This is a genomic window from Enterobacter sp. Taxon_8 (assembly GCF_058354585.1).
Genome location: NZ_CM177989.1, coordinates 953,183 through 979,341, shown reverse-complemented (window position 1 = coordinate 979,341; position 26,159 = coordinate 953,183). Strand labels below are relative to the sequence as shown.

The window sequence follows — 26,159 nt, the reverse complement described above, 5'->3', positions numbered from 1 at the left end:
GCGACAGCGATTGTCAGTTTCGATAAAGCAGCGCTCCTGTAATCAATTCACGATAGTGAAAAGACAACAGGAGCGCATCATGCTGAACACACCCGCCGACAAGTACCAACCCTATCCGACCCTTTCCCTGCCCGACCGCCGCTGGCCGGAGCAACGCATCACCCGCGCGCCGCGCTGGCTCTCAACCGACCTGCGCGACGGCAACCAGGCCCTTGCCGAGCCGATGGACAGCACCCGCAAGCTGCAGTTCTGGGATTTGCTGCTGGGCTGCGGATTCAAAGAAATTGAGGTGGCTTTTCCTTCAGCCTCGCAGACGGATTTCAACTTCGTTCGCCAGCTGATTGAAGAGAACCGCATCCCGGATGACGTGACGATTCAGGTATTAACCCAGACGCGGGAAGATCTCATCCATCGCACTTTTGAATCCCTGCGCGGCGCAAAGCAGGCCACCGTGCATCTGTATAACGCCACCGCCCCGCTGTTCCGCCGCCTGGTCTTCGGCATGGAGAAAGCGCAAATCGTTGAGCTGGCGACGCGCGCGACGCGGCTTATTCGCCAGCTGTGTGAGGAAAATCCCGACACCCGCTGGCAGTATGAATACTCTCCGGAAACCTTCTGCTTTACCGAGCCGGAGTTTGCGCTGGAGATTTGTGAAGCGGTGGCGGAGATCTGGCAGCCGTGCGACGAACGGCCTATGGTGATCAACTTACCCGCCACCGTCGAAGTGAGCACGCCGAACGTCTATGCCGACCAGATCGAGTACTTCTGTCGCCACTTTAGCCGCCGCCGCGACGTCTGCATCAGCGTGCATCCGCATAACGACCGCGGTACCGGCGTCGCCTGCGCGGAGCTGGCCGTAATGGCGGGGGCTGACCGCGTGGAGGGCTGTCTGTTTGGTAACGGGGAACGTACGGGCAACGTCTGCCTGGTAACGCTGGCGATGAACCTCTACAGCCAGGGGGTTAGCCCGAATCTGGACTTTAGCGATATGAATCGGGTGGTGGAAGTGGTGGAAACCTGCAACCAGCTGCCGGTGCACCCGCGCCATCCGTGGGCAGGACGGCTGGCCTATACCGCCTTCTCCGGCTCGCATCAGGACGCGATCAAAAAAGGCTTTGATGCCCGCAGGCCAGGCGATCGCTGGGAGATGCCTTACCTTCCCGTCGATCCCCAGGACATCGGCTGCACCTACGAAGCGGTGATCCGCGTAAACAGCCAGTCAGGAAAAAGCGGCAGCGCATGGCTCATCGAACAGAATCATGGCCTGAAATTACCTCGCGCCCTTCAGCAGGATTTCAGCCTGCACGTGCAGCAGGAAACCGATCGCCACGGAAAAGAGATGACGCATAATGCGCTGTGGCAGCTGTTCAGCGCCCGCTACGGCCTGGTAGCAACGCCGCACTATGCGCTGCAATCCTACCGCAGCGACAGCCAGCAGGACGGCCAGCTGCGTCTGACGGCCAGCGTCGCCACACAGGGAGGAACGCGCCAGCTGGAGGGTCAGGGTAACGGTCTGCTCTCCGCCGCCGCTCACGGCTTAAGCCGCTGGGTCAACGCCCCGTTCGTGATAAAGGATTACCACGAGCATACGTTAGGCGAACGCAGCGACAGCCGCTCGGTGGCCTACATCCGCTGCCTGTTCCAGGACGGCAGCAGCCGCTGGGGCGTAGGCATTGACAGCGACGTGGCGCGCGCGTCGCTTCAGGCGCTGTTTAACGCCGTCAGTCGTTCTTAAAGTAATCGCTGGGGGAGACGCCCATCACCCGGCGAAACATCGCCGTAAAGGCGCTGTGGCTGCCGTAACCCAGATCCAGCGCCACGCGCAATACCGGCTGGCCCTGCGCCAGCCGCACTAAGGCTTCCAGCAGGCGCGCCCTTCTCAGCCACTCGCCGTAGCTCAATCCCGTCTGCTGCTGAAAATGGCGGTTCAGGGTGCGCTCACTCACGTTCATCATGCTCGCGGCCTGCGCGCTGCTCCAGCTTTCCCCCGGGTTTTGCCGGATTTGCAGACACAGGCGACGTAGCGCCTCACTTTCCGGCTCCGGCAGGTGAAACGGCAGCACCGGCATAGTGCGGATTTCATCAAGAATCAGCTCATAGACGCGCTCATCCCGGCTTCCGGGTGAGTACGATTCAGGTAAAGCAAGGCAGACGAGGATCAGTTCGCGCAGCAGCGATGTGATCTGCACGATCTGGCAGGTGGCCGGAAGATCGGCCCGCGCCAGCGGATCGACAAACAGCGTTCGCGCCGCCACGTTGCCGGTGATGCGAAGCGAGTGGCGAGTCCCCGCAGGCAGCCAGACGCCGCGACCGGGAGGCACAACCCAACAGCCTGATGCGGTATCCACCCGTACCACGCCGCTCAGGGTGTGCAGCAGCTGCGCGCAGTCGTGCTTGTGCCAGGGTTCGCTGTCACCATGAATGTAATCATGTGCAAACGGAACGAGGGGACGATGGATAAAGGAAAAAGTCGAAGTTGTGGTCATGGGTTAAACAACCCTCACCCTACCCTCTCCCTGAGGGAGAGGGAAAAGGTGCACTAGATGTGCAGTTCCTGCAGCTTTTCTTTTGGCAGGGCCAGCTCTTCGTTACTGTTCACGCGAACATCACGCTCGATGATGTGGCGCGCGATTTCCTGCGCTTCTTCCAGAGAGTGCATCTGGTAAGTACCGCACTGGTAAACGTTCAGCTCAGGGATCTGGTTTTGCTCTTTCACCTTCAGCACGTCTTCCATCGCCGCTTTCCAGGCATCTGCCACACGTTTCTCTTCAGGCTGACCAATCAGGCTCATGTAGAAACCGGTACGGCAGCCCATCGGAGAGATATCGATGATCTCAACGCCGTTGCCGTTCAGGTGGTCACGCATAAAACCGGCGAATAAGTGCTCCAGAGTGTGAATACCTTTCTCCGGCATCACTTCTTTATTTGGCACGCAGAAACGCAGATCGAAAACGGTGATCGTGTCGCCGTGCGGGGTGTGCATGGTCTTCGCCACGCGGACTGCAGGTGCTTCCATACGGGTATGGTCGACAGTAAAGCTATCTAATAACGGCATACGTCACCTCCGACAGTGATTTTTTTTAAAATAAACTGAACTCTTCTACAGAATGCGCGTCTGAGTATATGAAAGACGCGCATTTGTTATCATCATCCCTGAATTCAGAGATGTATATTTTGGCCACAGCGATGTGGCCTTTTTCTTTTCTGCTTAAGCCTGCTTCGCCAGAAACGCCTCAAACGACTCGGTATCCGCCGCTTCAACCTCTTTCTGACGCACCACGGACGCATCGCGTTCCGCGACAAAATCCGCTTCGCTCAGCACTTCTAACGGCTCCTGCATCAGCATTTCACGGTACTCCGCCGAAAGTGAGCGACCCGTACCACCAATGCCCTGATCGATCATAGAACGCAGAATACGCGCTGAGAATGTCAGTTCCGGGTTATCAAAGCACGCTACCAGCTGGTCGCAAATCTGTTGATATGCGTCGCCACCGTCGATGCTGTCCATCGTCCGGGCAACTCGCTTCAGATCGCGGAACAGATCTTTACCGACTTTCGTCAGCGGGAACTGTGCCGTTTCGCAGCCGATACCCAGCGTCAGACCCGGTTTACGTCCTTCCAGAATAACGCGGTTCCAGTTTGTTCGGGTACAGAGCAGTTCGTCTGAACTCATTTCCGGCGCATCCGCCAGCACGCACCAGACCATAAACAGATCCAGGAAGCGAACCTGCTGCTCATCAACGCCAATCGGTGAGAACGGGTTGATATCCAGCGAGCGCACTTCAATGTATTCGATCCCGCCGCGCTGCAGCGCATCCGACGGGGTTTCGCCGCTGCGCGTCACGCGCTTAGGACGAATAGGCGCATACAGTTCGTTCTCAATCTGCAGCACATTGCTGTTGATTTGCAGGCGCTTGCCGTCTTTTTCGAGGCCGATTTTCTCGTACTCTTCCGACGGGGTTTTGATCGCCCGCTTCAATCCTGCCACATATTCGTGCAATTCGTTAAACGTAATACCGAGATTGCTTTGCGATTTATTGGTATAACCGAGATCGCTCAGGCGCAGAGAGGTGGCATACGGGAGATAGTACATTCCGCACTCGGTCTTCTCGAATGGCAGCGTGGTCGGTTTCCCCTGCAGGAACGAAGAACAGATCGCCGGGGAGGCACCAAACAGATACGGGATCACCCAGCCGAAACGGTAATAGTTGCGGATGAGGCGGAAATAGCCCTCCGAGATCGCGTCTTTATCCGTTTCACCGCATTTCGCCTGCCAGAATGCCATTGGCAGCGAGAAATTGTAATGCACACCCGAGATCGTCTGCATCAACGCGCCGTAGCGGTTTTTCAGCCCTTCACGATAGAGCGTTTTCAGCCGGCCGATATTTGACGTGCCGTACTGCGCCAGCTCAATCTCCTGGCCCTGCTCGATATAGCACGGCATGCTGAGGGGCCACATACGTTCGTCGCCCAGGTTGCGCGCGGTGTAGCGATGGATATCGCGCATGATCGTCAGCATATGATCAATATCACCCTCTACTGGGGTGATGAACTCCAGCAGCGCTTCAGCGAAATCGGTTGTGATCCATTTATGTGTCAGCGCCGAGCCTAACGCCTTCGGGTGACCCGTTGTCGCTAAACTGCCGTCTGCGTTAACGCGCAGCGTTTCACGCTCAAGACCACGCTGAATACCCTTCAATGCCTGAGGGTGGTTTTCCAGCCAGGCCAGCGCCTGAGATACGTCCGGGATCAAATTGACCTCCCGCCTGTCAAAGTAATGTTACTCAGCATAATTGTAATGGTTGACGATTGAAGGTCGCGTATTCATTCCACCAATTAGTGCCACCACGTCATACCCTGTAGTGTTGCCCACGCCACGAGAACATAGCGCAACGCCTTGCCAAGGCACAAAAAAAAGAGCACCGGTCCCCAGGAGATACGCATCCATCCCGCCAGCAGACACAGTAAATCGCCTATTACAGGCATCCAGCTTAATAACAGCGTGGCAGCGCCATAGCGTTTTAGCCAGCCGACTGCCTTTTCCTGCCAGCGCGATTTTTCACGCAGCGGAAAGAAACGCCCAAGAATAACGTTAGTCAGCCCTCCAAGGCTATTACCCATTGTTGCTATTACTACAAGCAGCCAGGGCTGACTCACGCCGGACAATAGCATCGCCACCAGCACCACTTCCGAATTTCCCGGTAACAGCGTGGCGCTTAAAAAACTGCTGGCGAATAATGAGGCAAGTGACAGCGCGTCACTCACAGTAAGCGTACATCCACCGCATCCATTCCGGCATCACGCGCGGCCTGGATGCCGAAATCGGCATCTTCAAACACGACGCATTTTGCCGCCGGGACGCCCATTAATTCTGCGCAAAGCAGGAAGGTGTCCGGTGCGGGCTTGTGATGTTTAACATGATCGGCGGCGACCACGGCAGAAAAATAGTGGCGCAGGCCAAGATGATTGAGCAAAGCTTCTGCAATCGCACTTTCGCTGCCTGTTCCTACCGACATCGGGCGACGCCCGTGCCACTCTTTTACCACATCAATCAGCGGCAGAGGGCGTACGGTATCTAAAAGCATGGCTTTTACTACATCGGTTTTTTCGCGCGCGAGCAGGTGCGGGTCGAGATCGGCCTGATTCAGTTCAATCACGGCCTGTGCAATACGCCAGGTGGGAGATCCGTTGAGGGCAATCATCGCCTGAAGATCGAAACGCATACCGTAGCGGCCCAGGACGTCTGTCCAGGCTTGACGATGCGTGGGTTCGGTATCCAGGAGAGTGCCATCCATATCGAAGATCAAACCGTCATACTGTGCGTACATCGTGCTCTCGCTAAACGATTAACAAAGCATTACTTTATCGTAAATGGTGGTTTTTGTCGCTGACTGAGAGTGTGATTGCTGACGGAACGTCGAAGGAATAAACAAAGAAGGAGAAGATGGTGCATCCGGGAGGATTCGAACCTCCGACCGCTCGGTTCGTAGCCGAGTACTCTATCCAGCTGAGCTACGGATGCATCGGGAAATGCTTTCAGAAACAGTAAATGGTGCATCCGGGAGGATTACTCGGCTGCGCCTCGCCCTTTGGGCCGTTGCTAAAGCAACGTTATCCTCCCTGGTGCTTGCGATTAACCCGCAGACCTTGAAACAACAGCGTGGCTATTATCTCGGAGAATATGGTGCATCCGGGAGGATTCGAACCTCCGACCGCTCGGTTCGTAGCCGAGTACTCTATCCAGCTGAGCTACGGATGCATCAGGGTACTGCTTTCAGAAATAGTAAATGGTGCATCCGGGAGGATTCGAACCTCCGACCGCTCGGTTCGTAGCCGAGTACTCTATCCAGCTGAGCTACGGATGCATCGGGATTTACTACTGTACTGCTCGATATTCATATCACTTCTAAAGCAATATGAAGTAATAGATGGTGCATCCGGGAGGATTCGAACCTCCGACCGCTCGGTTCGTAGCCGAGTACTCTATCCAGCTGAGCTACGGATGCAAAATGGCGGTGAGGCGGGGATTCGAACCCCGGATGCAGCTTTTGACCGCATACTCCCTTAGCAGGGGAGCGCCTTCAGCCTCTCGGCCACCTCACCACACAACGCCTCTTTCGAGTGCTTCGAGCAACTCGTTAAGAGCTTCTCGTCGCTGCGTGGCGCATATATTACTTTCTGGGACTTATAAGTCAAACAATTTTCCAAAAGCTTTTATCGTTTGCACAAATCACACGCAATTCGCATGTAAAAGCCGCAAAGAGGGTGTTTTATAAGCGGATTTTGCAGGCTTCTTCACAGAAAACCTATGCAGAAAAGGCGGAGATAGGACGAGTTAAGGGTTATGGAGCGGTTAAAAAGAGAGCGATTGAAATTAAACGGTAACTTTGAGCAGGAAAAATGACAGGAGGGTTGCGTCTCGCCCGACAGCGAGACGCGACAATATCAGTAACTGGACTGCTGGGATTTTTCAGCCTGGATACGCTGGTAGATCTCTTCACGGTGGACAGATACTTCTTTAGGAGCGTTAACACCAATACGTACCTGGTTACCCTTTACCCCTAAAACTGTCACGGTGACCTCATCCCCAATCATGAGGGTCTCACCAACTCGACGAGTCAGAATCAGCATTCTTTGCTCCTTGAAAGATTAAAAGAGTCGGGTCTCTTGTATCCCGGCATTATCCATCATATAACGCCAAAAAGTAAGCGATGACAAACACGTAAAGTGTAAGCAGTCACGGCATCACATTCTGTTAAACGTAAGTTTAGCCGATATACACAAACTCAACCTGACTTTATCGTTATCGATAGCACAGTGAACAAGACGCCATAACGTTACCGCTATGGCGTCTGCTTGTGCTTTGTAGTTATTACAGTTTCGCGCTTACCCAGCTTTCAACGCTGGCCAATGCTGCAGGGAGTGCCGCCGCATCCGTACCACCGGCTTGCGCCATGTCCGGACGACCGCCACCCTTGCCGCCCACCTGCTGAGCGACCATACCAATCAGTTCCCCTGCTTTTACGCGGTCGGTCACATCCTTAGATACGCCCGCAATCAGAGAAACCTTACCTTCTGCCACTGTCGCCAGCACGATGACGGTAGAACCAAGCTGGTTCTTGAGATCGTCGACCATAGTACGCAGCATCTTAGGCTCAACGCCCGCCAGATCGCTGACCAGCAGTTTGACGCCCTTAATGTCTACAGCCTTGCTGGAGAGGTTTGCACTCTCCTGCGCCGCAGCCTGCTCTTTCAGCTGCTGCAGCTCTTTTTCCAGCTGACGCGTGCGATCCAGCGCAACGCGCACTTTCTCGCCCAGGTTCTGGCTATCGCCTTTCAGCAGTTGCGCGATATCGTGCAGCTGATCGCTCTGCGCATGCAGGCTGGCAATCGCACCTTCACCGGTCACCGCTTCAATACGACGCACGCCTGCCGCCGTACCCGACTCGGAAACAATACGGAACAGGCCGATGTCACCGGTGCGCGAGGCGTGTGTACCACCGCACAGCTCGGTAGAGAAGTCGCCCATGCTCAACACGCGAACACGATCGTCATATTTCTCACCAAACAGCGCCATCGCACCTTTTTTCTTCGCGTCCTCAAGATCCATGATATGAGTCTCGATTGGCAGGTTACGACGGATCTGCGCGTTCACCAGATCTTCCACCGCACGGATTTCAGACGGCTTCATCGCTTCAAAATGCGAGAAGTCGAAGCGCAGTACTTTGTCGTTAACCAGAGAACCTTTCTGTGCAACATGGGTACCGAGTACGTCACGCAGGGCAGCGTGCATCAGGTGGGTTGCCGAGTGGTTCAGACGAATGCGCGCGCGGCGAGCTTCATCAACGTTAGCCTGGACGCCCTCGCCCACTTTCAGAGAACCGGAAACCAGTTTGCCCTGGTGACCAATCGCCTGACCGTATTTCTGGGTGTCGCTGACGCTGAAGCTAAAGCCATTGCCCTTCAGTTCGCCTTTATCACCAACCTGGCCGCCGGATTCGGCGTAGAACGGCGTTTTGTCCAGAATGACAACCGCATCCTGACCCGCACTGATGCTGTCCACGGCTTTGCCGTCAACAAACAGGGCGGTCACTTTGCCGGTCAGTTCCAGCGCCTCATAACCTTTGAATTCAGACGCGCTATCAACGCGGATCATCGCGTTGTAGTCTGCACCGAAACCGCTGGACTCACGCGCACGACGGCGCTGCTCTTCCATCGCGGCTTCGAAGCCCGCTTCGTCAACTTTGATGTTGCGCTCACGGCAAACGTCCGCCGTCAGGTCAACCGGGAAGCCGTAGGTGTCGTACAGGCGGAAAGCGGTTTCGCCATCCAGCGTGTCGCCCTTGAGCTTCGCCAGCTCTTCGTCCAGCAGCGCCAGACCGCGCTCCAGAGTACGGGCAAACTGCTCTTCTTCGGTTTTCAGAACCTGCTCAACCTGCGCCTGCTGGCGTTTCAGCTCGTCACCGGCTGAACCCATCACGCCGATCAGTGGCCCAACGAGTTTGTAGAAGAAGGTGTCCTTCGCGCCCAGCATGTTGCCGTGACGAATAGCACGACGAATGATACGACGCAGCACGTAGCCACGGTTTTCATTCGACGGGATAACGCCGTCTGCAATCAGGAACGCGCAGGAACGAATGTGGTCCGCGATAACGCGCAGCGATTTGTTGTTCAGATCGGTCGCGCCGGTGACTTCGGCAACGGCTTTGATCAGGGTGCTGAACAGGTCAATCTCATAGTTGGAGTTAACGTGCTGCAGAACCGCGGCAATACGCTCCAGGCCCATACCGGTATCAACGGAAGGCTTCGGCAGCGGCTCCATCGTACCGTCGGCCTGACGGTTGAACTGCATGAAGACGATGTTCCAGATCTCAATGTAGCGATCGCCGTCTTCTTCCGGGCTTCCCGGAGGGCCGCCCCAGATGTGGTCGCCGTGATCGTAGAAGATCTCGGTGCACGGACCGCAAGGACCGGTGTCACCCATCTGCCAGAAGTTGTCGGACGCGTAAGGCGCGCCTTTGTTATCGCCGATGCGAATAATACGCTCGCGCGGGATCCCGACTTCTTTTTCCCAGATTTCGTAGGCTTCGTCATCGGTTTCATAGACGGTAACCCACAGACGCTCTTTCGGCAGGTTGAACCAGTTTTCACCGGTCAGCAGTTCCCACGCATATTGAATGGCATCGTGTTTGAAGTAGTCGCCGAAGCTGAAGTTACCCAGCATTTCGAAGAAGGTGTGGTGACGCGCGGTGTAACCGACGTTTTCCAGGTCGTTGTGTTTACCGCCCGCACGCACGCAACGCTGTGAGGTTGTGGCGCGGGAATAATTACGCTTGTCGAGACCAAGGAACACATCCTTGAACTGGTTCATCCCGGCGTTGGTAAACAGCAGAGTCGGATCGTTGTTCGGTACCAGGGAGCTGCTGGCAACAACCTGGTGTCCCTTACTATGGAAAAAATCGAGAAACGCCTGACGGATCTCAGCGGTGCTCTTGCTCATAATTATCCTGAAATCAAGCTAACGAAATGTCGTAGCCAGCCTGTATCGGTAAACCGTTGGACAGACCAGCTACTGGAAAAAGTGGGAATAAGATAAGTTTTCTTTAGTGGGAAGTAAAATCCCGCATGCGTTCAATCGGCAAAATTACGCCAGATATCCTGAATATCTTCCATCAGAAAGCCGCGGTAGAGCAAAAAGCGCTGGATTTTGACTTTTTCTGAAAATTCACGCGGCAGCGGCTCGCCGTACTTGCGAATCGCTTGTTCTCTTGCCAGTTCGCACCAGTCAATATCGCATTCGCGCATCGATTTTTCGATGGACTCCCTGGCTACCCCTTTCTGGTTTAGCTCCTGCCGGATGCGCGCGGGCCCGTATCCTTTACGGCCACGGCTGGCGAGAAACCGCGAGGCAAAACGCTCGTCATCAAGATAGCGATGCTCATAGCACCAGGCGATGACGCGGTCATAATCTTCCGCGGCGGCATCAATCTCTTCCGGGCCGTTTTTACTCATCACCGGCGCCGACAGTTTTCGCCGCAGCTCCTGTTCACTGTGGTCACGGACGGCCAGGATGCGCACCGCGCGATCAAGTAAGCGTGCATACGCGGGTCGACGTGTTGTCGGTTCACTCATAAAAAAACCTGCTGATTCAGAAATGCAAAAAGGGCCGCATCAGCAGCCCTTCATTGTTAAACGAGAGAATTAAAAGTCTTCGTTAGTTTCTTCAGCATCCGCGCTATCAACCGCGAAATCAGGCGTGGAGTCCTGGTTGTTCAGCAGAAGCTCACGCACTTTCTTCTCGATCTCTTTCGCCGCAGCCGGGTTCTCTTTCAGCCAGGAGATGGCATTCGCTTTACCCTGACCAATCTTGTCACCGTTGTAGCTGTACCAGGCGCCCGCTTTTTCAATCAGCTTCTCTTTCACGCCCAGGTCAACCAGCTCACCGAAGAAGTTAATACCTTCGCCGTAGAGGATCTGGAACTCAGCCTGCTTGAACGGCGCAGCGATTTTGTTCTTCACAACCTTGACGCGGGTTTCGCTACCGACGACGTTCTCACCCTCTTTCACCGCGCCGATACGGCGGATATCCAGACGGACAGAGGCGTAGAATTTCAGGGCGTTCCCCCCGGTCGTGGTTTCCGGGTTACCGAACATCACGCCGATTTTCATACGGATCTGGTTGATGAAGATCAGCAGCGTGTTGGACTGCTTCAGGTTACCCGCCAGCTTACGCATCGCCTGGCTCATCATACGAGCCGCAAGGCCCATATGAGAGTCGCCGATTTCGCCTTCGATTTCGGCTTTTGGCGTCAGTGCGGCAACGGAGTCGACCACGATAACGTCAACAGCACCAGAACGCGCCAGCGCGTCACAAATTTCCAGTGCCTGCTCACCGGTGTCCGGCTGAGAACACAGCAGGTTGTCGATATCGACACCCAGCTTACGGGCATACACAGGGTCCAGCGCGTGCTCGGCATCGATAAACGCACAGGTTTTACCTTCGCGCTGTGCCGCGGCAATGACCTGCAGCGTCAGGGTGGTTTTACCGGAGGACTCTGGCCCGTAGATTTCTACGATACGGCCCATAGGCAGGCCGCCAGCGCCCAGCGCGATATCCAGAGAAAGCGAACCGGTGGAGATGGTTTCCACATCCATGGAACGGTCTTCACCCAGGCGCATGATGGAGCCTTTACCGAATTGCTTTTCGATCTGGCCCAGTGCTGCCGCCAACGCTTTCTGTTTGTTTTCGTCGATAGCCATTATTACTCCTGTCATGCCGGGAGAAGCGACTGTGCTTCACCGTGGATTTCTGTTCTGTTGGTGCAATTATACTGTATGGTCATACAGTATCAAGTGTTTTGTAGAAATTGTTGCCAGAGCGTTTTTAACGCATATTCCGTTGCCTGACGACGCACGCTTTCGCGATCGCCGCTGAAGCACTCCCGGCGGGTGATGCCTTCGCCTTTAGAAGTAGCAAACCCAAACCAGACTGTGCCGACAGGCTTCACGTCGCTGCCGCCGTCCGGGCCCGCAATGCCGCTAATGGAAATTGCGTAATCTGCGCGCGCCTCTTTGAGCGCACCAATGGCCATCTCGATCACCACCGGTTCGCTGACCGCGCCATGCTGTTCAAGCGTGGATTCGCGCACGCCAATCATCTGTGCTTTAGCTTCGTTACTGTAGGTCACAAATCCGCGTTCAAACCAGGCGGAACTGCCGGCAATATCGGTAATCGCTTTCGCCACCCAGCCGCCGGTGCAGGATTCCGCGGTGGTGATTGTCGCGCCACGCTGCTTCAGCGCAAGGCCAACAATCTCGCTAAGCTGCATCAATTCATGGTCAGTCATTCTCGCTCCAGGCATCAGAAAAACGTGCTGCACAAGATAGCACTTTCTCGTCAGATGTGGGGATGCACTTCAGGTTTTACGAGGGAGCTTCAGAAAAAAGCCGATGCGGGCGCACCGGCCGTGGAAATGTTATTTCATGCTGTCGGCGAGGGTGTTCACATTGTGGCGAAATGCCTTAACGTAGGTGTCTGCCACCCCGCCTTTTGCCGACAGAGCTTCCGGATACAGTTCGCCCCCCGGCTGTGCGCCCGTCGCCGACGCTATCTGCTTCACCAGACGCGGATCGAGCTGATTTTCCATAAACCAGGTTTTGACGCCGTCGGCTTTGATCTGATTGATAATCTCAGCAACCTGCGACGCGCTGGCCTCGCTCTCGGACGACAGTCCCTGCGGCGCCATAAACGTCACGCCGTAGGCGCGGCTGAAATAGCCAAACGCGTCATGGCTGGTCAACACGTTACGCTTCGCCTGCGGGATCTGGCTAAAGCGCGTTTTGGCCCAGCTATCCAGCTGGTTAAGCTGCGCGATATACGGTTTACCGGAGGCTTCCAGCGCGGCTTTGTCCTGCGGATCGGCTTTCACCAGCCCGTTCAGAATATTTTGTGCATACAGCGCCCCGTTCGCCGCGCTGTTCCACGCGTGCGGATCGGTCACGGTCTTTCCATCTTCCTCAAGCGTGTGAGTTTTCACCCCGACTGAGGCGACGACCAGCTGTCCTTTGAACCCGGAGGCCTTCACCAGCCGATCGAGCCAGCCCTCCAGCCCCAGGCCGTTCACCACCACCACATCGGCCTTGCTCAGCGCCGCGCTGTCTTTCGGCGACGGTTCAAACGTATGCGGATCGCCGTCCGGCCCCACCAGCGTCGTCACGTTCACATGGTCACCGCCCACCTCCTGCGTGATATCCCCCAGTATCGAAAAGCTGGTGACCACATTCAGCGTTTTCGCCATCACGCCGTGCGACATCATCCCCAGCGCGAGCGCCACTACTAATCCTGTTCGTTTCATCGTTTCCCCTTGCGTTAAAAAAGCGCGCGCAGGCTGCCAGCGAGCCTGCTTCGCGTGCCCAGTAAAATGGAAATAAAGAACAGCGCGCTGGCGGTGAGCACGATGGATGGCCCGGCAGGCAAACTCATTGCCCAGGAGAGGCTCAGCCCCAGCCATGCGCAGAAAATACCGCTGATGCCCGCCATCAGGAGTAACGCAGGCAGCGTGCGCACCCAGCAGCGGGCCGCCACGGCTGGCAGCATCATCAGCCCGACGGCCATCAGCGTGCCGAGCACCTGAAAACCAGCCACCAGGTTAAGAACCAGCAGCGCCAGAAACAGTCCGTGCAGCAGGCCGGGCAGCCAGCGGGCGTTCACCTGTAGCCAGGCGGTATCAAACGCTTCTGTGACCAGCCCGCGATAGAACAGCGCCAGCGTGATAAGGGTGAACATACACACGCCCGTAACAAACAGCGCGGCGTCGTTGTCCACGGCGAGGATGGAGCCAAACAGCAGATGCAGCAGATCGACATTCGACCCGCGCAGCGACACCAGCGTGACGCCCAGCGCCAGTGAGCCAAGGTAAAACCCCGCGAAGCTGGCATCTTCCTTAAGCGGCGTGCGTCGGCTGACCAGACCGGCCAGCAGCGCCACGGTAATGCCCGCGATAAAACCGCCAATACTCATCGCCAGCAGCGACATGCCGCTGAGTAAATACCCCACGGCAACGCCCGGCAAAATGGCGTGAGAAAGAGCGTCGCCCATCAGGCTCATCCGACGCAGCTGAAGAAACACGCCGAGCGCGGTAGTGCTGACCGAGAGCGCAAGGCAAACCACCAGCGCGCGACGCATAAAGCCGTACTCAATAAACGGCTGAAAAAAGAGATGCCAGATCATGCCACCCTCACCCGCTCGGTTTTCCACTGGGGCACGTCAGCATCCAGCCGCAGCGTTTGCGGGAAATGGCGCGACACGCGCTCGCTGTCGTGCAGTACCGCGAGCAGAGTTTGCCCCTGCATATACATCTCCAGCATCACGTCCATCAGCACGTTGCAGGTGGCTTCATCGACGCCGGTAAAGGGCTCATCCAGCATCACCAGCGGCGCCTGCTGTACCAGAACGCGGGCAAACAGCATGCGCTGGAACTGCCCGCCGGAGAGCTCATCGATGGTGGATAACGCCATGGTTTCCAGTCCGACGCGCTCAAGAGCGCTGGCAAGGCGCAGCCGCGCTTCGCGACGAAACCCGGAAAACAGCGAAATGCCCGGCCAGCATCCCATGCTTACCACGTCCTGTACGGTCAGCGGAAACTGCGCCTCCAGCGCGTGGCGCTGTGCCAGCCATCCGATTACCGGGCGCTTCCCCTGCCAGCGAAAGCCGCCGCTGACGGGAGGAATAAACCCCGCCAGCGTTTTCAGCAGCGTGGATTTCCCGCAGCCGTTAGCGCCGATAATGGCGGTCATGCTTCCGCGCTCAATCGTGCCCGAAAGGGGCCGCGTAATGGGCTGGCGTTCATAACCCGCGACCAGTTCATTCATCACAATCATGGCAATGCCACCGCCCAGCACACGGCCAGCCCAATAAAGACAACCAGCACCAGCGCCAGCAAAAGCCGAACCGGAGCAGACAGAGAGAAAAGGGACGTTGACATCTCGACACCAAATTAAACGTTATAACATAACAATAATAAAAGGTAGTTAAGATGTAAATGGCGGGTTTGCAGAGGGAGTGTGGCGAAATGTTTCTGCGGGAAATAGATGCGCGCGGATGCCCTCACCCCAGCCCTCTCCCACAGGGAGAGGGGGAATAAGGTGACTTACTGACTAAACGGTGACGCCGCCGGCACGCGGGCCTGCGATACCGCCAGCCCCAGCTGCCATACGGCCATCGCATAGTGGGTGCTGTGGTTATAGCGGGTAATGGTGTAGAAATTCGGCAGACCGTACCAGTACTGATAGCCCGTCCCGACATCCAGACGCAGCAGACTCACCTGATCGACATTGCCCAGCGGCTGGGTTGGCGTTAAGCCTGCCGCCGTCAGCTGTGCAACGCTGTATTTGGTTTTAAAGCCGTTTTCCAGCCCAAACGCCTCGCCGTTCGCCTGCACCGCCACCTGGCCGCCCGGCACCCAGCCGTGCGCCTTGAAGTAGTTCGCCACGCTGCCGATGGCATCCACCGGATCCCACAGGTTGATATGGCCATCTCCGTTAAAGTCGACGGCATACTGTTTATAGGACGACGGCATAAACTGGCCGTAGCCCATCGCGCCGGCAAACGACCCTTTCAGATCGAGCGGATCGTCCTGCTCGTTGCGCGCCATCAGCAGGAAGGTTTCCAGCTCGGAAGAGAAATACTCCGCTCGGCGCGGATAGTTAAAGGAGAGCGTCGCCAGCGCATCCAGGATGCGGGTTTTCCCCATCACGCGGCCCCAGCGGGTTTCCACGCCGATAATCCCGACGATGATTTCAGGCGGTACGCCGTACACCTGCCACGCGCGGTTGAGCGCCTCTTCATACTGATTCCAGAACGCCACGCCGTTTTGCACGTTGTCCGGAGTAATAAACTGCTTGCGATAGCGCAGCCACGCGCCGTTCGGCCCGCTCGGCACCTGGGCCGTCGGCGCCTGTCTGTCCATCAGACGCAGCACGTAGTCCAGACGCTTCGCCTGAGACAAAATTTCGTGCAGCTGCTGTCTGTCAAAGCCGTGTTTGCTCACCATTTTATCGATGAACTGCTCGGCAGCCGGGTTATTCGCGAAGTCGCCCCCCATCTGCATCATATTGTGCTGCGGCTCCAGCAGGAAGCCTCCGGAAGGCGCGCCTGCCGTTTGCTGAACGGCTTCGGTCTTAGGTTTGCTACTACAGGCAGACAGCAGAATAAGCGCAGGCAACAGCGCTGCATAACGACGCTTGAACATGAGACATCCATTTAACGGGTTCGATAAGAACCCAGTATGGTAAAGCATGCGCAACACCTCAAGGAAGCGGTACGCACCTTCCCTACGCAAATCCGCGCTTTTTTCCATCGAAAATCATTAACCCCACCAATAAACTTTCAAAATAATCCGTTTTTCTTTCATTGTGAGATCTAACTAACACTTTAAAACCTTTCAAAGTGATTATTATTAGCCCAGTCAGACAAAAACAAAAAAGCCCCACAGGAGAGAAGAATGATAGAAACCATCACCCACGGCGCCGAGTGGTTCATCGGGCTGTTTCAGAAAGGCGGAGAAGTGTTCACCGGCATGGTGACCGGGATCCTGCCCCTGCTGATCAGCCTGCTGGTGATCATGAACGCGCTGATTAACTTTATCGGCCAGCAGCGCATTGAGCGCTTCGCCCAGCGCTGCGCCGGAAACCCGCTGTCCCGCTACCTGATACTGCCCTTTATCGGCACCTTCGTGTTCTGCAACCCGATGACCTTAAGCCTCGGCCGCTTTATGCCGGAAAAGTACAAGCCGAGCTACTACGCCGCCGCCTCCTACAGCTGCCATTCGATGAACGGCCTGTTCCCGCACATCAACCCCGGCGAACTGTTTGTCTATCTCGGGATCGCCAGCGGCCTGACCACCATTGGCCTGCCGCTCGGCCCGCTGGCGGTGAGCTACCTGCTGGTCGGTCTGGTGACCAACTTCTTCCGCGGCTGGGTGACCGACCTCACCACCGCTATTTTCGAGAAAAAAATGGGCATCCAGCTTGAACAGAAGGTCCATCTTTCAGGAGCCACAGCATGAACCGGATCCGCATTGAGAAAGGCACGGGCGGCTGGGGCGGCCCGCTGGAGTTCGACGCCACCGAAGGCAAAAAGATTGTGTACATCACCGCGGGCACGCGCCCGGCAATCGTCGACAGGCTGCGCGAGCTGACGGGCTGGGAAGCGGTCGACGGCTTCAAGGAAGGCGAGCCGCCGGAAGCGGAAATCGGCGTGGCGGTGATCGACTGCGGCGGCACGCTGCGCTGCGGTATCTATCCGAAGCGCCGTATTCCGACGGTAAATATTCACTCCACCGGTAAATCCGGCCCGCTGGCGCAGTACATCCTTGAAGACATTTATGTCTCGGGCGTAAAGGAGGACAACATTACTCTGGTGAATGGCACTGCCGCGCCACAAAAAGCGGCCCCGCGCGAGTACGACACCAGCAAGAAGATCACCGAGCAGAGCGACGGCCTGCTGGCGAAGGTCGGGATGGGCATGGGTTCCGCCGTGGCGGTGCTTTTCCAGTCCGGGCGCGACACCATCGACACGGTGCTGAAAACCATTCTGCCGTTTATGGCGTTCGTCTCGGCGCTGATCGGCATCATCATGGCCTCCGGCCTGGGCGACTGGATTGCCCACGGCCTCGCCCCGCTCGCCAGCCACCCGCTCGGGCTGGTGACGCTGGCGCTGATCTGTTCCTTCCCGCTGCTGTCGCCGTTCCTCGGCCCGGGCGCGGTGATCGCTCAGGTCATCGGCGTGCTGATTGGCGTGCAGATTGGTCTGGGGAACATTCCCCCGCACCTCGCCCTGCCCGCCCTGTTTGCCATTAACGCCCAGGCGGCGTGCGATTTCATCCCCGTTGGGCTGTCGCTGGCCGAAGCGCGCCAGGACACCGTGCGCGTGGGCGTGCCGTCCGTGCTGGTCAGCCGCTTCCTGACGGGCGCGCCCACGGTGCTGATTGCCTGGTTTGTCTCCGGCTTTATTTATCAATAAGAGGTTCCTGCAATGACCGTGATTTACCAGACCACCATTACCCGCATTGGCCAGAGCGCCGCCGACGCGCTGAGCGACCAGATGCTGATCACCTTCCGCGAAGGGGCGCCTGCGGATATCGAAGAGTTTTGTTTTATCCACTGCCACGGCGAGCTGAGCGGTGAGCTGAAGGCCGGTAGCCAGCTTGAGCTGGGCGAGGCGCGCTATGCCGTGACCGCCGTCGGCGACGTGGCCGAGCAAAACCTGCGCGAACTGGGCCACATCACCCTGCGTTTCGACGGCCAGCCGCAGGCCGAATATCCCGGCACGGTTCACGTAGCGGGCCCGGTTCCGCAGGCTGTCACCCCAGGCTGCACGTTAAAATTTGTTGCGTAATTAAGGAGAAACACATGAGTCAGGTTGCCGTTGTCATTGGTGGAGGACAAACCTTAGGTGAGTTCCTCTGCCGTGGGCTTGCCGCAGAGGGCTACCGCGTGGCGGTAGTGGACATTCAGAGTGAAAAAGCCGCCCGCGTGGCGGACACCATTAACACCGAGTTTGGTGAAGGGATGGCGTACGGGTTTGGCGCCGACGCCACTAGCGAACAGAGCGTGATGGCGCTGGCCTGCGGCGTGGACGAGATTTTTGGGCGTACCGATCTGCTGGTCTACAGCGCGGGAATTGCGAAAGCGGCCTTTATCAGCGATTTCGAACTGGGGGATTTTGACCGCTCGCTGCAGATCAATCTGGTGGGCTATTTCCTCTGCGCCCGCGAGTTTTCCCGTCTGATGATCCGCGACGGCATTCAGGGACGCATCATTCAGATCAACTCCAAATCAGGAAAAGTGGGCAGCAAGCACAACTCCGGCTACAGCGCGGCGAAGTTTGGCGGCGTGGGGCTGACGCAGTCTCTGGCGCTGGATCTGGCCGAGTACGGCATTACCGTGCATTCGCTGATGCTGGGCAACCTGCTGAAATCGCCGATGTTCCAGTCCCTGCTGCCGCAGTACGCTACCAAGCTCGGCATCAAGGCGGAAGAAGTGGAGCAGTACTACATCGATAAAGTGCCGCTGAAGCGCGGGTGCGATTATCAGGACGTGTTGAACATGCTGCTGTTTTACGCCAGCCCGAAAGCCTCGTACTGCACCGGGCAGTCGATTAACGTCACCGGTGGGCAGGTCATGTTCTGAGTTCATTCCCCGGTGGCGCTGCGCTTACCGGGGCTACAACACCACGTAGGCCGGGTAAGGCGCAGCCGCCACCCGGCAATTAAAGGAGCCGATATGGTCACCGCACTCATCACCGTTGCCGCCCTCGCCTGGCTCTGCCAGATGGCGTTCGGCGGCTGGCAAATCCATCGGTTTAACCGCGCGTTTGATGCCCTGTGTCAGAAAGGTCGCGTCGGGGTCGGACGTTCCGGCGGACGCTTCAAACCGCGGGTCGTCGTGGCTATTGCGCTGGATGAAAACAATAACGTCTGCGATTCACTGCTCATGCGCGGCATGACCGTCTTTGCCCGTCCGGTGAAAATCCAGGCAATTAACGGCATTTCGTTGCAGGAATTGCAGCCTGATGTGATCTTTCCCCATGATCCACTCTGTCAGAATGCACTATCATTAGCGCTTAATCTGAAACATGGATAATTTCGTTGTGAAAGCTATAGACTTGCGAAATTATCATTTCGCAACCTAAGGAACGAAGCGCCTATGAAACCTCGTCAGCGGCAGGCGGCCATTCTTGAACATCTGCAAAAGCAGGGAAAATGTTCGGTAGAGGATCTGGCCCACTACTTTGACACCACCGGCACGACGATACGCAAGGATCTGGTATTGCTCGAAAACTCTGGCGCCGTCATTCGAACCTACGGCGGCGTGGTGCTCAATAAGGATGAAGCGGACCCGCCTATCGATCACAAAACGCTGATCAACACCCACCAGAAAGCGCTGATAGCCGAAGCCGCCGTAAAATTTATCCACGATGGCGACTCCATCATTCTGGATGCAGGCAGTACCGTTCTGCAGATGATCCCGCTGCTCAGCCGCTTTAATAACATCACGGTGATGACCAACAGCCTGCACATCGTCAACGCCCTGTCGGAGTTCGACAGCGAGCAGACCATCCTGATGCCCGGCGGCACCTTCCGCAAAAAATCGGCGTCGTTTCACGGTCAGCTGGCGGAAAATGCCTTCGACCACTTCAGCTTTGATAAGCTGTTTATGGGCACCGACGGCATCGACCTGAACGCCGGCGTTACGACGTTCAACGAGGTGTTCAGCGTCAGTAAAGCCATGTGTAACGCTGCACGGGAAGTGATTTTGATGGCCGACTCGTCGAAGTTTGGCCGCAAAAGCCCCAACATTGTCTGTAGCCTTGAAAGCGTCGATAAGCTGATTACCGACGCGGGTATCGACCCGGCGTTCAAAAAAGCGCTGGAAGAGAAAGGAATCGACGTGATCGTAACCGGAGAGAGAGATGAGTGATTTTCTGTTAGAAACGGGCCGCCAGACGCTGATGCTGGAGCTGCAGGAAGCCAGCCGCCTGCCGGAACGTCTGGGCGAGGATTTTGTCCGCGCTGCCAACACCATTATCCACTGCGAAGGCAAAGTGATCGTGGCGGGCATCGGTAAATCCGGCCATATCGGCAAAAAGATTGCTGCGACGCTCGCCAGCACCGGCACCCCGGCCTTCTTCGTGCATCCGGCAGAGGCGCTGCACGGCGATCTGGGGATGATAGAAAGCCGCGACGTGATGCTGTTTATCTCCTACTCCGGTTCGGCCAAAGAGCTGGATCTCATTATTCCGCGCCTGCAGGAAAAATCGGTTGCCCTGCTGGCGGTGACCGGGAAATCCCGCTCGCCGCTGGCGCTGGCCGCCAAAGCGACGCTGGATATTTCCGTTGAGCGTGAAGCCTGTCCGATGCACCTCGCCCCGACCTCCAGCACCGTGAATACCCTGATGATGGGCGACGCGCTGGCGATGGCGGTGATGCAGGCGCGCGGGTTTAACGAAGAAGATTTCGCCCGCTCGCATCCGGCGGGGGCGCTCGGGGCACGCCTGCTCAACAAGGTTCACCACCTGATGCGCACCGACGATGCTATTCCGCAGGTCAAACTCAATACCAGCGTCATGGACGCGATGCTGGAGCTCAGCCGCACCGGTCTGGGGCTGGTGGCGGTGAGCGATGACGACGGGTACGTCAAAGGCGTGTTCACCGACGGCGACCTGCGCCGCTGGCTGGTGGGCGGCGGCAGGCTGGAAACCCAAGTGTCGGACGCCATGACCAAAGGGGGGCTGACGCTGAACGCCGAGAGCCGCGCCATTGAAGCCAAAGAGGTGCTGATGAAGCGCAAAATCACCGCCGCACCGGTGGTGGATGACACCGGCAGGCTGTGCGGCGCCATCAACCTGCAGGATTTCTATCAGGCCGGCATTATCTAACCCTTCAGTCCCAGACGCTTCGCCAGCCGGTGCAGGTTGGCGACGTCCATCTCCAGCGCCCGCGCGCACGCCGCCCAGCTGCGGTTATTCTGCTCCAGCGCGCGGGTAATCATCCGACGCTGGAATTCTTCCGTCGCCTCGCGCAGATTCTCGTTTGCGCTCTCAGGCGCAGCAGCCTTCACGGTCGGGGCAGTTTCCTCATGCAGTGCAAAATGCCGCGCATGAATTACCACCTCATCTCCCGAACGCGTCGCCCGCGCCAGCACCACCGCGCGGTGGATCGCATGCTCCAGCTCGCGCACGTTGCCCGGCCAGCCGTAGCTTAGCAGATGCGACCTCGCACCCGGGCTCAGCACCACGCGGGAAAGCCCCATCCTGAGACGGCACTGCTCGCAGAAAAAGCCCGCCAGCAGCACCACGTCGTCCCCGCGCTCGCGCAGCGGCGGCACGGTAAGCGGGAACACGCTCAGGCGATGGAACAGGTCGGCGCGGAACTGCCCTGCCAGCACCGCTTCACGCAGGTCACGGTTGGTGGCCGCCAGCACGCGAACGTCCACTCTGTGGCTGCGGTCATCCCCCACGCGCTGGATGTCGCCGTACTGCAGTACGCGCAGCAGCTTGGCCTGCAGCGACAGGGAGAGCTCGCCGATTTCGTCCAGAAACAGCGTGCCGTTATCGGCCATTTCGAACTTGCCGCTGCGGTTGCTGATGGCCCCGGTAAACGCCCCTTTAACGTGACCAAACAGCTCGCTTTCCGCCACGCTTTCCGGCAGCGCGGCGCAGTTGAGGTACACCAGCGGGTTCACCGCGCGCGGCGACGCTTCGTGAATGGACTTCGCCACCAGCTCCTTGCCAGTGCCGGTCTCCCCGAAGATCAGCACGTTCAAATCGGAAGCGGCAACGATCTCAATCTCTTTTTTGAGCTGCGCCATGCCCGGAGAGAGGCCAATCATCTCCGTATGCGTGACCTGCTCAAACGCCGCCGGGCTGCCGGGAAGGATATTCTGGATCTCAAGCTGTTCAATCAGCAGCGCGTTGTTAAGCGCCCCGGCGGCCAGGGCGGCAATCAGGCGCAGCTCTTCGTCGCTAAAGGCATCGAACTGGTCCGGCGAAAGGCCGTCGAGGGTCAACGCGCCAATCAGATTTTGTCCGGCAAATAAAGGCAGGCCGATACAGGCGTGCACCTTCAGGCTCTCCTGGCCGGGAATAAGCCCATCGTACGGGTCGGGCAGATCGCTGTCCGCCGGAAAGCGCACCACGTCACCCGCGCGGGCGATAGTTTCCAGACGCGGATGGCCCTCAAGGGTAAAACGCCGTCCGAGCACGTCCTTCGCCAGCCCGTCGATAGCCAGCGGAATAAACTGCCGCCCCTCGTAGCGCAGCAGTGCGGACGCATCGCACTCAAGCACGTGGCGCAGCGTGGAGATCAGCCGCTGAAAGCGGTCCTGATGGCCGATACCGGTCTGCAGCTCAATGGCGATCTTCGCCAGCACGTCTACGGAAAAGCTCATAGTGACCTCGCTGTCATTTTGACAAAGCATGTTGTCATATTGACACTTCTTTTGATAGTCATAATGACTACCCACTACGAGGCACGGCAACATTAATTCATTAAAATCAAATAATTAAAAACTGGCACGCAACTTGATATAAGCAAATCATCTTATTTGAAAATGCTGTATTACGTAGAGGTTGCTATGTCTATTCTGGTTAAAAATAACATTCATTGGGTGGGTCAACGTGACTGGGAAGTGCGCGATTTCCACGGGACGGAATACAAAACGCTGCGCGGCAGCAGCTACAATAGCTATCTCATCCGCGAAGAAAAAAACGTGCTGATCGATACCGTCGATCACAAGTTCAGCCGCGAGTTCGTGCAGAACCTGCGCAGCGAAATCGACCTGGACGCCATCGACTACATCATCATCAACCACGCGGAAGAAGATCACGCCGGCGCGCTGACCGAGCTGATGTCTTACATCCCGAACACGCCGATCTACTGCACCACCAACGCCATCGACTCGATCAACGGCCACCACCACCATCCGGAGTGGAATTTCCACACCGTGAAAACCGGCGACGCGCTGGATATCGGCAACGGCAAGCAGCTGATCTTCGTGGAAACGCCGATGCTGCACTGGCCGGACAGCATGATGACCTACATGACCGGCGACGCGGTGCTGTTCAGCAACGATGCCTTCGGCCAGCACTACTGCGACGAACGCCTGTTTAATGACGAAGTGGATCAGACCGAACTGTTCGAACAGTGCCAGCGGTACTACGCCAACATCCTTACCCCGTTCAGCCGCCTGGTGACGCCTAAAATCACCGAGATCCTCGGCTTTAATCTGCCGGTGGAGATGATTGCTACCTCTCACGGCGTGGTGTGGCGTGAAAATCCCACCCAGATTGTGGAGCTGTACCTGAAATGGGCGGCGGACTATCAGGAAGACCGCATTACGATTTTCTACGACACCATGTCCAACAACACCCGCATGATGGCGGACGCCATTGCCCAGGGCATCAACGAAGTGGACCCGAACGTGGCGGTGAAAATCTTCAACGTGGCGCGCAGCGATAAGAACGAGGTATTGACCAACGTGTTCCGCTCTAAGGGCGTGCTGGTGGGCACCTCCACCATGAACAACGTAATGATGCCGAAAGTTGCCGGTCTGGTGGAAGAGATGACCGGCCTGCGCTTCCGTAACAAGCGCGCCAGCGCCTTTGGCTCCCACGGTTGGAGCGGCGGCGCGGTAGACCGCCTTTCCACCCGTTTACAGGATGCCGGTTTTGAGATGTCCCTCAGCCTTAAAGCCAAATGGCGACCGGATATCGACGCCCTGGAGATCTGCCGCCAGCACGGCCGCGACATTGCGCGGCAGTGGGCGCTTGCACCGCTTCCGCAAGCAGCGAAACCGGTCGAACAGCAGGGCACCTGTGCCTGCGCCGCTGCGGCTGCCGCCGACCTCGGCCCGCGCATGCAGTGCAGCGTCTGCCAGTGGATCTACGACCCTGAGCTGGGCGAGCCGCTGCAGGACGTTGCGCCGGGTACGCCGTGGAGTGACGTGCCGGACAACTTCCTCTGCCCGGAATGTTCCCTCGGGAAAGACGTTTTTGATGAACTGGCAACGGAGGCAAAATGAGCCACGGCATCGTCATCATCGGCTCGGGCTTTGCCGCCCGTCAGCTGGTGAAAAACATCCGCAAACAGGACGCCAGCGTGCCGCTGACGGTGATTGCCGCCGACAGCATGGACGAGTACAACAAGCCTGACTTAAGCCACGTGATTAGTCAGAATCAGCGCGCCGAAGATCTCACCCGCCAGACGGCGGGGGAGTTCGCCGAGCTGTTTAACCTGCGCCTGTTCCCGTACACCTGGGTCACCGACATCGACGCCGCCGCTCACGTTGTGAAAGCGACAGAGAAAACCTGGCAGTACGACAGGCTGGTGCTTGCCACGGGTGCCTCTGCGTTTGTGCCGCCGATTGAGGGCCGCGAGCTGATAATCACCCTCAACAGCCAGCAGGAGTATCAGGCCAGCGAAACGGGGCTTCGCGACGCGCAGCGCGTGATGATTGTCGGCGGCGGGCTGATAGGCACCGAGCTGGCGATGGATTTCTGCCGGGCGGGAAAATCCGTGACTCTGGTCGACCATGCGGCGAGCATTCTGTCGTCGCTGATGCCCGCAGAAGTAAGCAGTCGCTTACAGCATCATCTGACCGCCATGGGGGTACATCTGCTGTTGAAATCGCAGCTGCAAAGCCTGAGTAAAACCGAAGGCGGCATTCGTGCCATGCTCGACCGCAACCGCAGCGTTGAGGTCGATGCGGTTATCGCGGCGACGGGCCTGCGCCCGGAAACCGCGCTGGCGCATCGCGCAGGCGCCGAAATACAGCGTGGCGTGAAGGTAAATAGCTATCTGCAAACCACGCAACCTGATATTTACGCGTTAGGAGACTGCGCTGAAATTAATGGTCAGGTACTTCCCTTTTTACAGCCAATCCAATTAAGCGCGATGTATCTTGCTAAAAACCTGCTCGGCGGCAGCGCGCCGCTGAAATTACCCGCCATGCTAATTAAAGTAAAAACGCCGGAATTACCGCTGCATCTCGCAGGTGAAACGCAGCGTCAGGATCTGAGCTGGAAAATAACCCTCGAACAGCAGGGAATGGTCGCGCATGGCGTAGACAACGAGGGTCAACTACGCGCTTTTGTGGTCAGTGAAGATCGGATGAAGGAGGCTTTCGCTCTGCTGAAATTGCTACCTGCTTAACCCTGTTTTTGCCGGGTGGCGCTTCGCCTACCCGGCCTGCAAAAGGGTCATGCTTACTTAACCTTTGGATATTATTATTCACCGCCCCGATATCCCGGAGCTTTTTTTTACGAATCCTATTCATAAAATAAATGCAAAGCAGATATATCATCGCTATCAATCCCTTATTTATTATTTTCGTAAATACTTTAATGTGGAAAAGCTTAAAAACATCATCTCGATTTATTATTAACGCCCGCCCCAGCCTGAAAAGATATGAGCAGCCGGAGGTAAATCATGGCGAATTTTTATAAATAACTCAATTATCTTTCTCGCTATTTCACACAAGCGAAGAATGCGGAATATATTTTATTCCGCAAAAGTCCTATATTTTCAGCATTTTTTATCGGTATGCTGCTATGCGCCAGCCATTGAGGAAGTCGCGGAGGTTACGCTGTGCAGGAGCCG

At 57.0% G+C, this 26,159-nt stretch carries 25 protein-coding genes and 5 tRNA genes; 10 read left to right on the top strand and 20 right to left on the bottom strand.

Annotated elements, in window-relative coordinates:
* Window positions 1–79 precede the first annotated feature (79 nt).
* Window positions 80–1,735 carry a 2-isopropylmalate synthase gene (gene leuA / locus AC4IBF_RS04715; RefSeq protein ID WP_491463173.1) on the top strand — a complete coding sequence of 552 codons (1,656 nt, stop codon included), beginning with the start codon at window positions 80–82 and terminating at the stop codon, window positions 1,733–1,735.
* Here the strand turns inward: leuA and AC4IBF_RS04710 are convergent.
* The 19 genes from AC4IBF_RS04710 to mltB form a co-directional block, all read right to left on the bottom strand.
* Complete coding sequence (locus tag AC4IBF_RS04710) at window positions 1,722–2,486, bottom strand: AraC family transcriptional regulator (protein WP_491463172.1); 765 nt, start codon at window positions 2,484–2,486, stop codon at window positions 1,722–1,724. The genes leuA and AC4IBF_RS04710 overlap by 14 nt on opposite strands.
* Window positions 2,487–2,539: 53 nt before the next feature.
* Entirely contained in the window at window positions 2,540–3,055 is a 516-nt protein-coding gene (gene luxS, locus AC4IBF_RS04705; RefSeq protein ID WP_008499539.1) for an S-ribosylhomocysteine lyase, read from the bottom strand.
* Between the two features lie 153 nt (window positions 3,056–3,208).
* On the bottom strand, window positions 3,209–4,753 hold the full coding sequence (gshA, locus tag AC4IBF_RS04700) for a glutamate--cysteine ligase (protein ID WP_325814239.1): 1,545 nt from the start codon (window positions 4,751–4,753) through the stop codon (window positions 3,209–3,211).
* 83 nt (window positions 4,754–4,836) lie between these two features.
* Window positions 4,837–5,265, bottom strand: coding sequence for a YqaA family protein (locus AC4IBF_RS04695; RefSeq protein ID WP_021241956.1), 429 nt, complete (start codon window positions 5,263–5,265; stop codon window positions 4,837–4,839).
* The gene (gene yqaB, locus AC4IBF_RS04690; RefSeq protein WP_367896892.1) at window positions 5,262–5,828 is read right to left on the bottom strand and encodes a fructose-1-phosphate/6-phosphogluconate phosphatase; all 567 of its coding nucleotides are present in this window, start codon (window positions 5,826–5,828) and stop codon (window positions 5,262–5,264) included. The genes AC4IBF_RS04695 and yqaB overlap by 4 nt, the downstream gene beginning before the upstream one ends.
* Window positions 5,829–5,945: 117 nt before the next feature.
* Window positions 5,946–6,022: transfer RNA gene (locus AC4IBF_RS04685), tRNA-Arg, on the bottom strand.
* 160 nt (window positions 6,023–6,182) lie between these two features.
* A tRNA-Arg gene (locus AC4IBF_RS04680) sits at window positions 6,183–6,259 on the bottom strand.
* Window positions 6,260–6,288: 29 nt separating this feature from the next.
* A tRNA-Arg gene (locus tag AC4IBF_RS04675) sits at window positions 6,289–6,365 on the bottom strand.
* A gap of 64 nt (window positions 6,366–6,429) precedes the next feature.
* A tRNA-Arg gene (locus AC4IBF_RS04670) sits at window positions 6,430–6,506 on the bottom strand.
* Between the two features lie 4 nt (window positions 6,507–6,510).
* Window positions 6,511–6,603, bottom strand: a tRNA-Ser gene (locus tag AC4IBF_RS04665).
* A 342-nt stretch (window positions 6,604–6,945) separates the two neighbouring features.
* Entirely contained in the window at window positions 6,946–7,131 is a 186-nt protein-coding gene (gene csrA, locus AC4IBF_RS04660) for a carbon storage regulator CsrA (protein ID WP_000906486.1), read from the bottom strand.
* Window positions 7,132–7,372: 241 nt separating this feature from the next.
* Entirely contained in the window at window positions 7,373–10,000 is a 2,628-nt protein-coding gene (alaS, locus tag AC4IBF_RS04655) for an alanine--tRNA ligase (RefSeq protein ID WP_127732104.1), read from the bottom strand.
* 131 nt (window positions 10,001–10,131) lie between these two features.
* Window positions 10,132–10,632 (bottom strand): recombination regulator RecX, encoded by a 501-nt coding sequence (gene recX / locus AC4IBF_RS04650; RefSeq protein WP_143345438.1) that lies wholly within the window; start codon window positions 10,630–10,632, stop codon window positions 10,132–10,134.
* A 69-nt stretch (window positions 10,633–10,701) separates the two neighbouring features.
* Entirely contained in the window at window positions 10,702–11,760 is a 1,059-nt protein-coding gene (recA, locus tag AC4IBF_RS04645) for a recombinase RecA (protein ID WP_024907698.1), read from the bottom strand.
* Between the two features lie 89 nt (window positions 11,761–11,849).
* The gene (pncC, locus tag AC4IBF_RS04640) at window positions 11,850–12,347 is read right to left on the bottom strand and encodes a nicotinamide-nucleotide amidase (protein WP_032643004.1); all 498 of its coding nucleotides are present in this window, start codon (window positions 12,345–12,347) and stop codon (window positions 11,850–11,852) included.
* 129 nt (window positions 12,348–12,476) lie between these two features.
* Window positions 12,477–13,355, bottom strand: coding sequence for a metal ABC transporter substrate-binding protein (locus AC4IBF_RS04635; protein ID WP_143345439.1), 879 nt, complete (start codon window positions 13,353–13,355; stop codon window positions 12,477–12,479).
* Window positions 13,356–13,369: 14 nt separating this feature from the next.
* Entirely contained in the window at window positions 13,370–14,230 is an 861-nt protein-coding gene (locus tag AC4IBF_RS04630; protein ID WP_032660373.1) for a metal ABC transporter permease, read from the bottom strand.
* On the bottom strand, window positions 14,227–14,880 hold the full coding sequence (locus AC4IBF_RS04625) for a metal ABC transporter ATP-binding protein (RefSeq protein WP_115876137.1): 654 nt from the start codon (window positions 14,878–14,880) through the stop codon (window positions 14,227–14,229). The genes AC4IBF_RS04630 and AC4IBF_RS04625 overlap by 4 nt, the downstream gene beginning before the upstream one ends.
* A 269-nt stretch (window positions 14,881–15,149) precedes the next feature.
* Window positions 15,150–16,250: a lytic murein transglycosylase B gene (gene mltB, locus AC4IBF_RS04620; protein ID WP_181899769.1), complete on the bottom strand. Its 1,101-nt coding sequence runs from the start codon at window positions 16,248–16,250 to the stop codon at window positions 15,150–15,152.
* 252 nt (window positions 16,251–16,502) lie between these two features.
* On the opposite strand from mltB, the gene srlA reads away from it, so the two are divergent.
* The 7 genes from srlA (at window position 16,503) to gutQ (ending at window position 21,439) form a co-directional block, all read left to right on the top strand.
* Window positions 16,503–17,066 carry a PTS glucitol/sorbitol transporter subunit IIC gene (srlA, locus tag AC4IBF_RS04615; RefSeq protein ID WP_367896893.1) on the top strand — a complete coding sequence of 188 codons (564 nt, stop codon included), beginning with the start codon at window positions 16,503–16,505 and terminating at the stop codon, window positions 17,064–17,066.
* Window positions 17,063–18,022, top strand: coding sequence for a PTS glucitol/sorbitol transporter subunit IIB (gene srlE, locus AC4IBF_RS04610; protein WP_023308950.1), 960 nt, complete (start codon window positions 17,063–17,065; stop codon window positions 18,020–18,022). Before srlA ends, srlE begins: the two co-directional genes overlap by 4 nt.
* A gap of 12 nt (window positions 18,023–18,034) precedes the next feature.
* Entirely contained in the window at window positions 18,035–18,397 is a 363-nt protein-coding gene (gene srlB / locus AC4IBF_RS04605; protein ID WP_133295030.1) for a PTS glucitol/sorbitol transporter subunit IIA, read from the top strand.
* Window positions 18,398–18,411: 14 nt separating this feature from the next.
* Window positions 18,412–19,191: a sorbitol-6-phosphate dehydrogenase gene (gene srlD / locus AC4IBF_RS04600; RefSeq protein ID WP_133295031.1), complete on the top strand. Its 780-nt coding sequence runs from the start codon at window positions 18,412–18,414 to the stop codon at window positions 19,189–19,191.
* A 93-nt stretch (window positions 19,192–19,284) separates the two neighbouring features.
* A complete protein-coding gene (gene gutM, locus AC4IBF_RS04595) occupies window positions 19,285–19,644 on the top strand; it encodes a transcriptional regulator GutM (RefSeq protein WP_252093589.1) in 360 nt (119 codons plus the stop codon).
* 63 nt (window positions 19,645–19,707) lie between these two features.
* The gene (gene srlR / locus AC4IBF_RS04590; RefSeq protein ID WP_032640855.1) at window positions 19,708–20,481 is read left to right on the top strand and encodes a glucitol operon DNA-binding transcriptional repressor SrlR; all 774 of its coding nucleotides are present in this window, start codon (window positions 19,708–19,710) and stop codon (window positions 20,479–20,481) included.
* Window positions 20,474–21,439 carry an arabinose-5-phosphate isomerase GutQ gene (gene gutQ, locus AC4IBF_RS04585; protein ID WP_491463171.1) on the top strand — a complete coding sequence of 322 codons (966 nt, stop codon included), beginning with the start codon at window positions 20,474–20,476 and terminating at the stop codon, window positions 21,437–21,439. Before srlR ends, gutQ begins: the two co-directional genes overlap by 8 nt.
* Here gutQ and norR read toward each other — a convergent pair.
* On the bottom strand, window positions 21,436–22,950 hold the full coding sequence (gene norR, locus AC4IBF_RS04580) for a nitric oxide reductase transcriptional regulator NorR (protein WP_136195147.1): 1,515 nt from the start codon (window positions 22,948–22,950) through the stop codon (window positions 21,436–21,438). The genes gutQ and norR overlap by 4 nt on opposite strands.
* 186 nt (window positions 22,951–23,136) lie before the next feature.
* Between norR and norV the strand changes: the two genes are divergently transcribed.
* Window positions 23,137–24,582, top strand: coding sequence for an anaerobic nitric oxide reductase flavorubredoxin (norV, locus tag AC4IBF_RS04575; protein WP_133295033.1), 1,446 nt, complete (start codon window positions 23,137–23,139; stop codon window positions 24,580–24,582).
* Window positions 24,579–25,712: an NADH:flavorubredoxin reductase NorW gene (gene norW / locus AC4IBF_RS04570; RefSeq protein ID WP_367896896.1), complete on the top strand. Its 1,134-nt coding sequence runs from the start codon at window positions 24,579–24,581 to the stop codon at window positions 25,710–25,712. Before norV ends, norW begins: the two co-directional genes overlap by 4 nt.
* The last annotated feature ends 447 nt before the right edge of the window (window positions 25,713–26,159 follow it).

What these genes read in the sequence shown, in the direction of transcription:
- srlE (WP_023308950.1), top strand. Translation starts at nt 17,063, where the DNA reads ATGAACCGGATCCGCATTGAGAAAGGCACGGGCGGCTGGGGCGGCCCG.
- pncC (WP_032643004.1), bottom strand. Translation starts at nt 12,347, where the DNA reads ATGACTGACCATGAATTGATGCAGCTTAGCGAGATTGTTGGCCTTGCG.
- recA (WP_024907698.1), bottom strand. Translation starts at nt 11,760, where the DNA reads ATGGCTATCGACGAAAACAAACAGAAAGCGTTGGCGGCAGCACTGGGC.
- alaS (WP_127732104.1), bottom strand. Translation starts at nt 10,000, where the DNA reads ATGAGCAAGAGCACCGCTGAGATCCGTCAGGCGTTTCTCGATTTTTTC.
- AC4IBF_RS04635 (WP_143345439.1), bottom strand. Translation starts at nt 13,355, where the DNA reads ATGAAACGAACAGGATTAGTAGTGGCGCTCGCGCTGGGGATGATGTCG.
- srlR (WP_032640855.1), top strand. Translation starts at nt 19,708, where the DNA reads ATGAAACCTCGTCAGCGGCAGGCGGCCATTCTTGAACATCTGCAAAAG.
- norW (WP_367896896.1), top strand. Translation starts at nt 24,579, where the DNA reads ATGAGCCACGGCATCGTCATCATCGGCTCGGGCTTTGCCGCCCGTCAG.
- recX (WP_143345438.1), bottom strand. Translation starts at nt 10,632, where the DNA reads ATGAGTGAACCGACAACACGTCGACCCGCGTATGCACGCTTACTTGAT.
- luxS (WP_008499539.1), bottom strand. Translation starts at nt 3,055, where the DNA reads ATGCCGTTATTAGATAGCTTTACTGTCGACCATACCCGTATGGAAGCA.
- srlD (WP_133295031.1), top strand. Translation starts at nt 18,412, where the DNA reads ATGAGTCAGGTTGCCGTTGTCATTGGTGGAGGACAAACCTTAGGTGAG.
- csrA (WP_000906486.1), bottom strand. Translation starts at nt 7,131, where the DNA reads ATGCTGATTCTGACTCGTCGAGTTGGTGAGACCCTCATGATTGGGGAT.
- srlA (WP_367896893.1), top strand. Translation starts at nt 16,503, where the DNA reads ATGATAGAAACCATCACCCACGGCGCCGAGTGGTTCATCGGGCTGTTT.
- AC4IBF_RS04710 (WP_491463172.1), bottom strand. Translation starts at nt 2,486, where the DNA reads ATGACCACAACTTCGACTTTTTCCTTTATCCATCGTCCCCTCGTTCCG.
- AC4IBF_RS04630 (WP_032660373.1), bottom strand. Translation starts at nt 14,230, where the DNA reads ATGATCTGGCATCTCTTTTTTCAGCCGTTTATTGAGTACGGCTTTATG.
- norV (WP_133295033.1), top strand. Translation starts at nt 23,137, where the DNA reads ATGTCTATTCTGGTTAAAAATAACATTCATTGGGTGGGTCAACGTGAC.
- leuA (WP_491463173.1), top strand. Translation starts at nt 80, where the DNA reads ATGCTGAACACACCCGCCGACAAGTACCAACCCTATCCGACCCTTTCC.
- AC4IBF_RS04625 (WP_115876137.1), bottom strand. Translation starts at nt 14,880, where the DNA reads ATGATTGTGATGAATGAACTGGTCGCGGGTTATGAACGCCAGCCCATT.
- mltB (WP_181899769.1), bottom strand. Translation starts at nt 16,250, where the DNA reads ATGTTCAAGCGTCGTTATGCAGCGCTGTTGCCTGCGCTTATTCTGCTG.
- srlB (WP_133295030.1), top strand. Translation starts at nt 18,035, where the DNA reads ATGACCGTGATTTACCAGACCACCATTACCCGCATTGGCCAGAGCGCC.
- gutM (WP_252093589.1), top strand. Translation starts at nt 19,285, where the DNA reads ATGGTCACCGCACTCATCACCGTTGCCGCCCTCGCCTGGCTCTGCCAG.
- yqaB (WP_367896892.1), bottom strand. Translation starts at nt 5,828, where the DNA reads ATGTACGCACAGTATGACGGTTTGATCTTCGATATGGATGGCACTCTC.
- gutQ (WP_491463171.1), top strand. Translation starts at nt 20,474, where the DNA reads ATGAGTGATTTTCTGTTAGAAACGGGCCGCCAGACGCTGATGCTGGAG.
- norR (WP_136195147.1), bottom strand. Translation starts at nt 22,950, where the DNA reads ATGAGCTTTTCCGTAGACGTGCTGGCGAAGATCGCCATTGAGCTGCAG.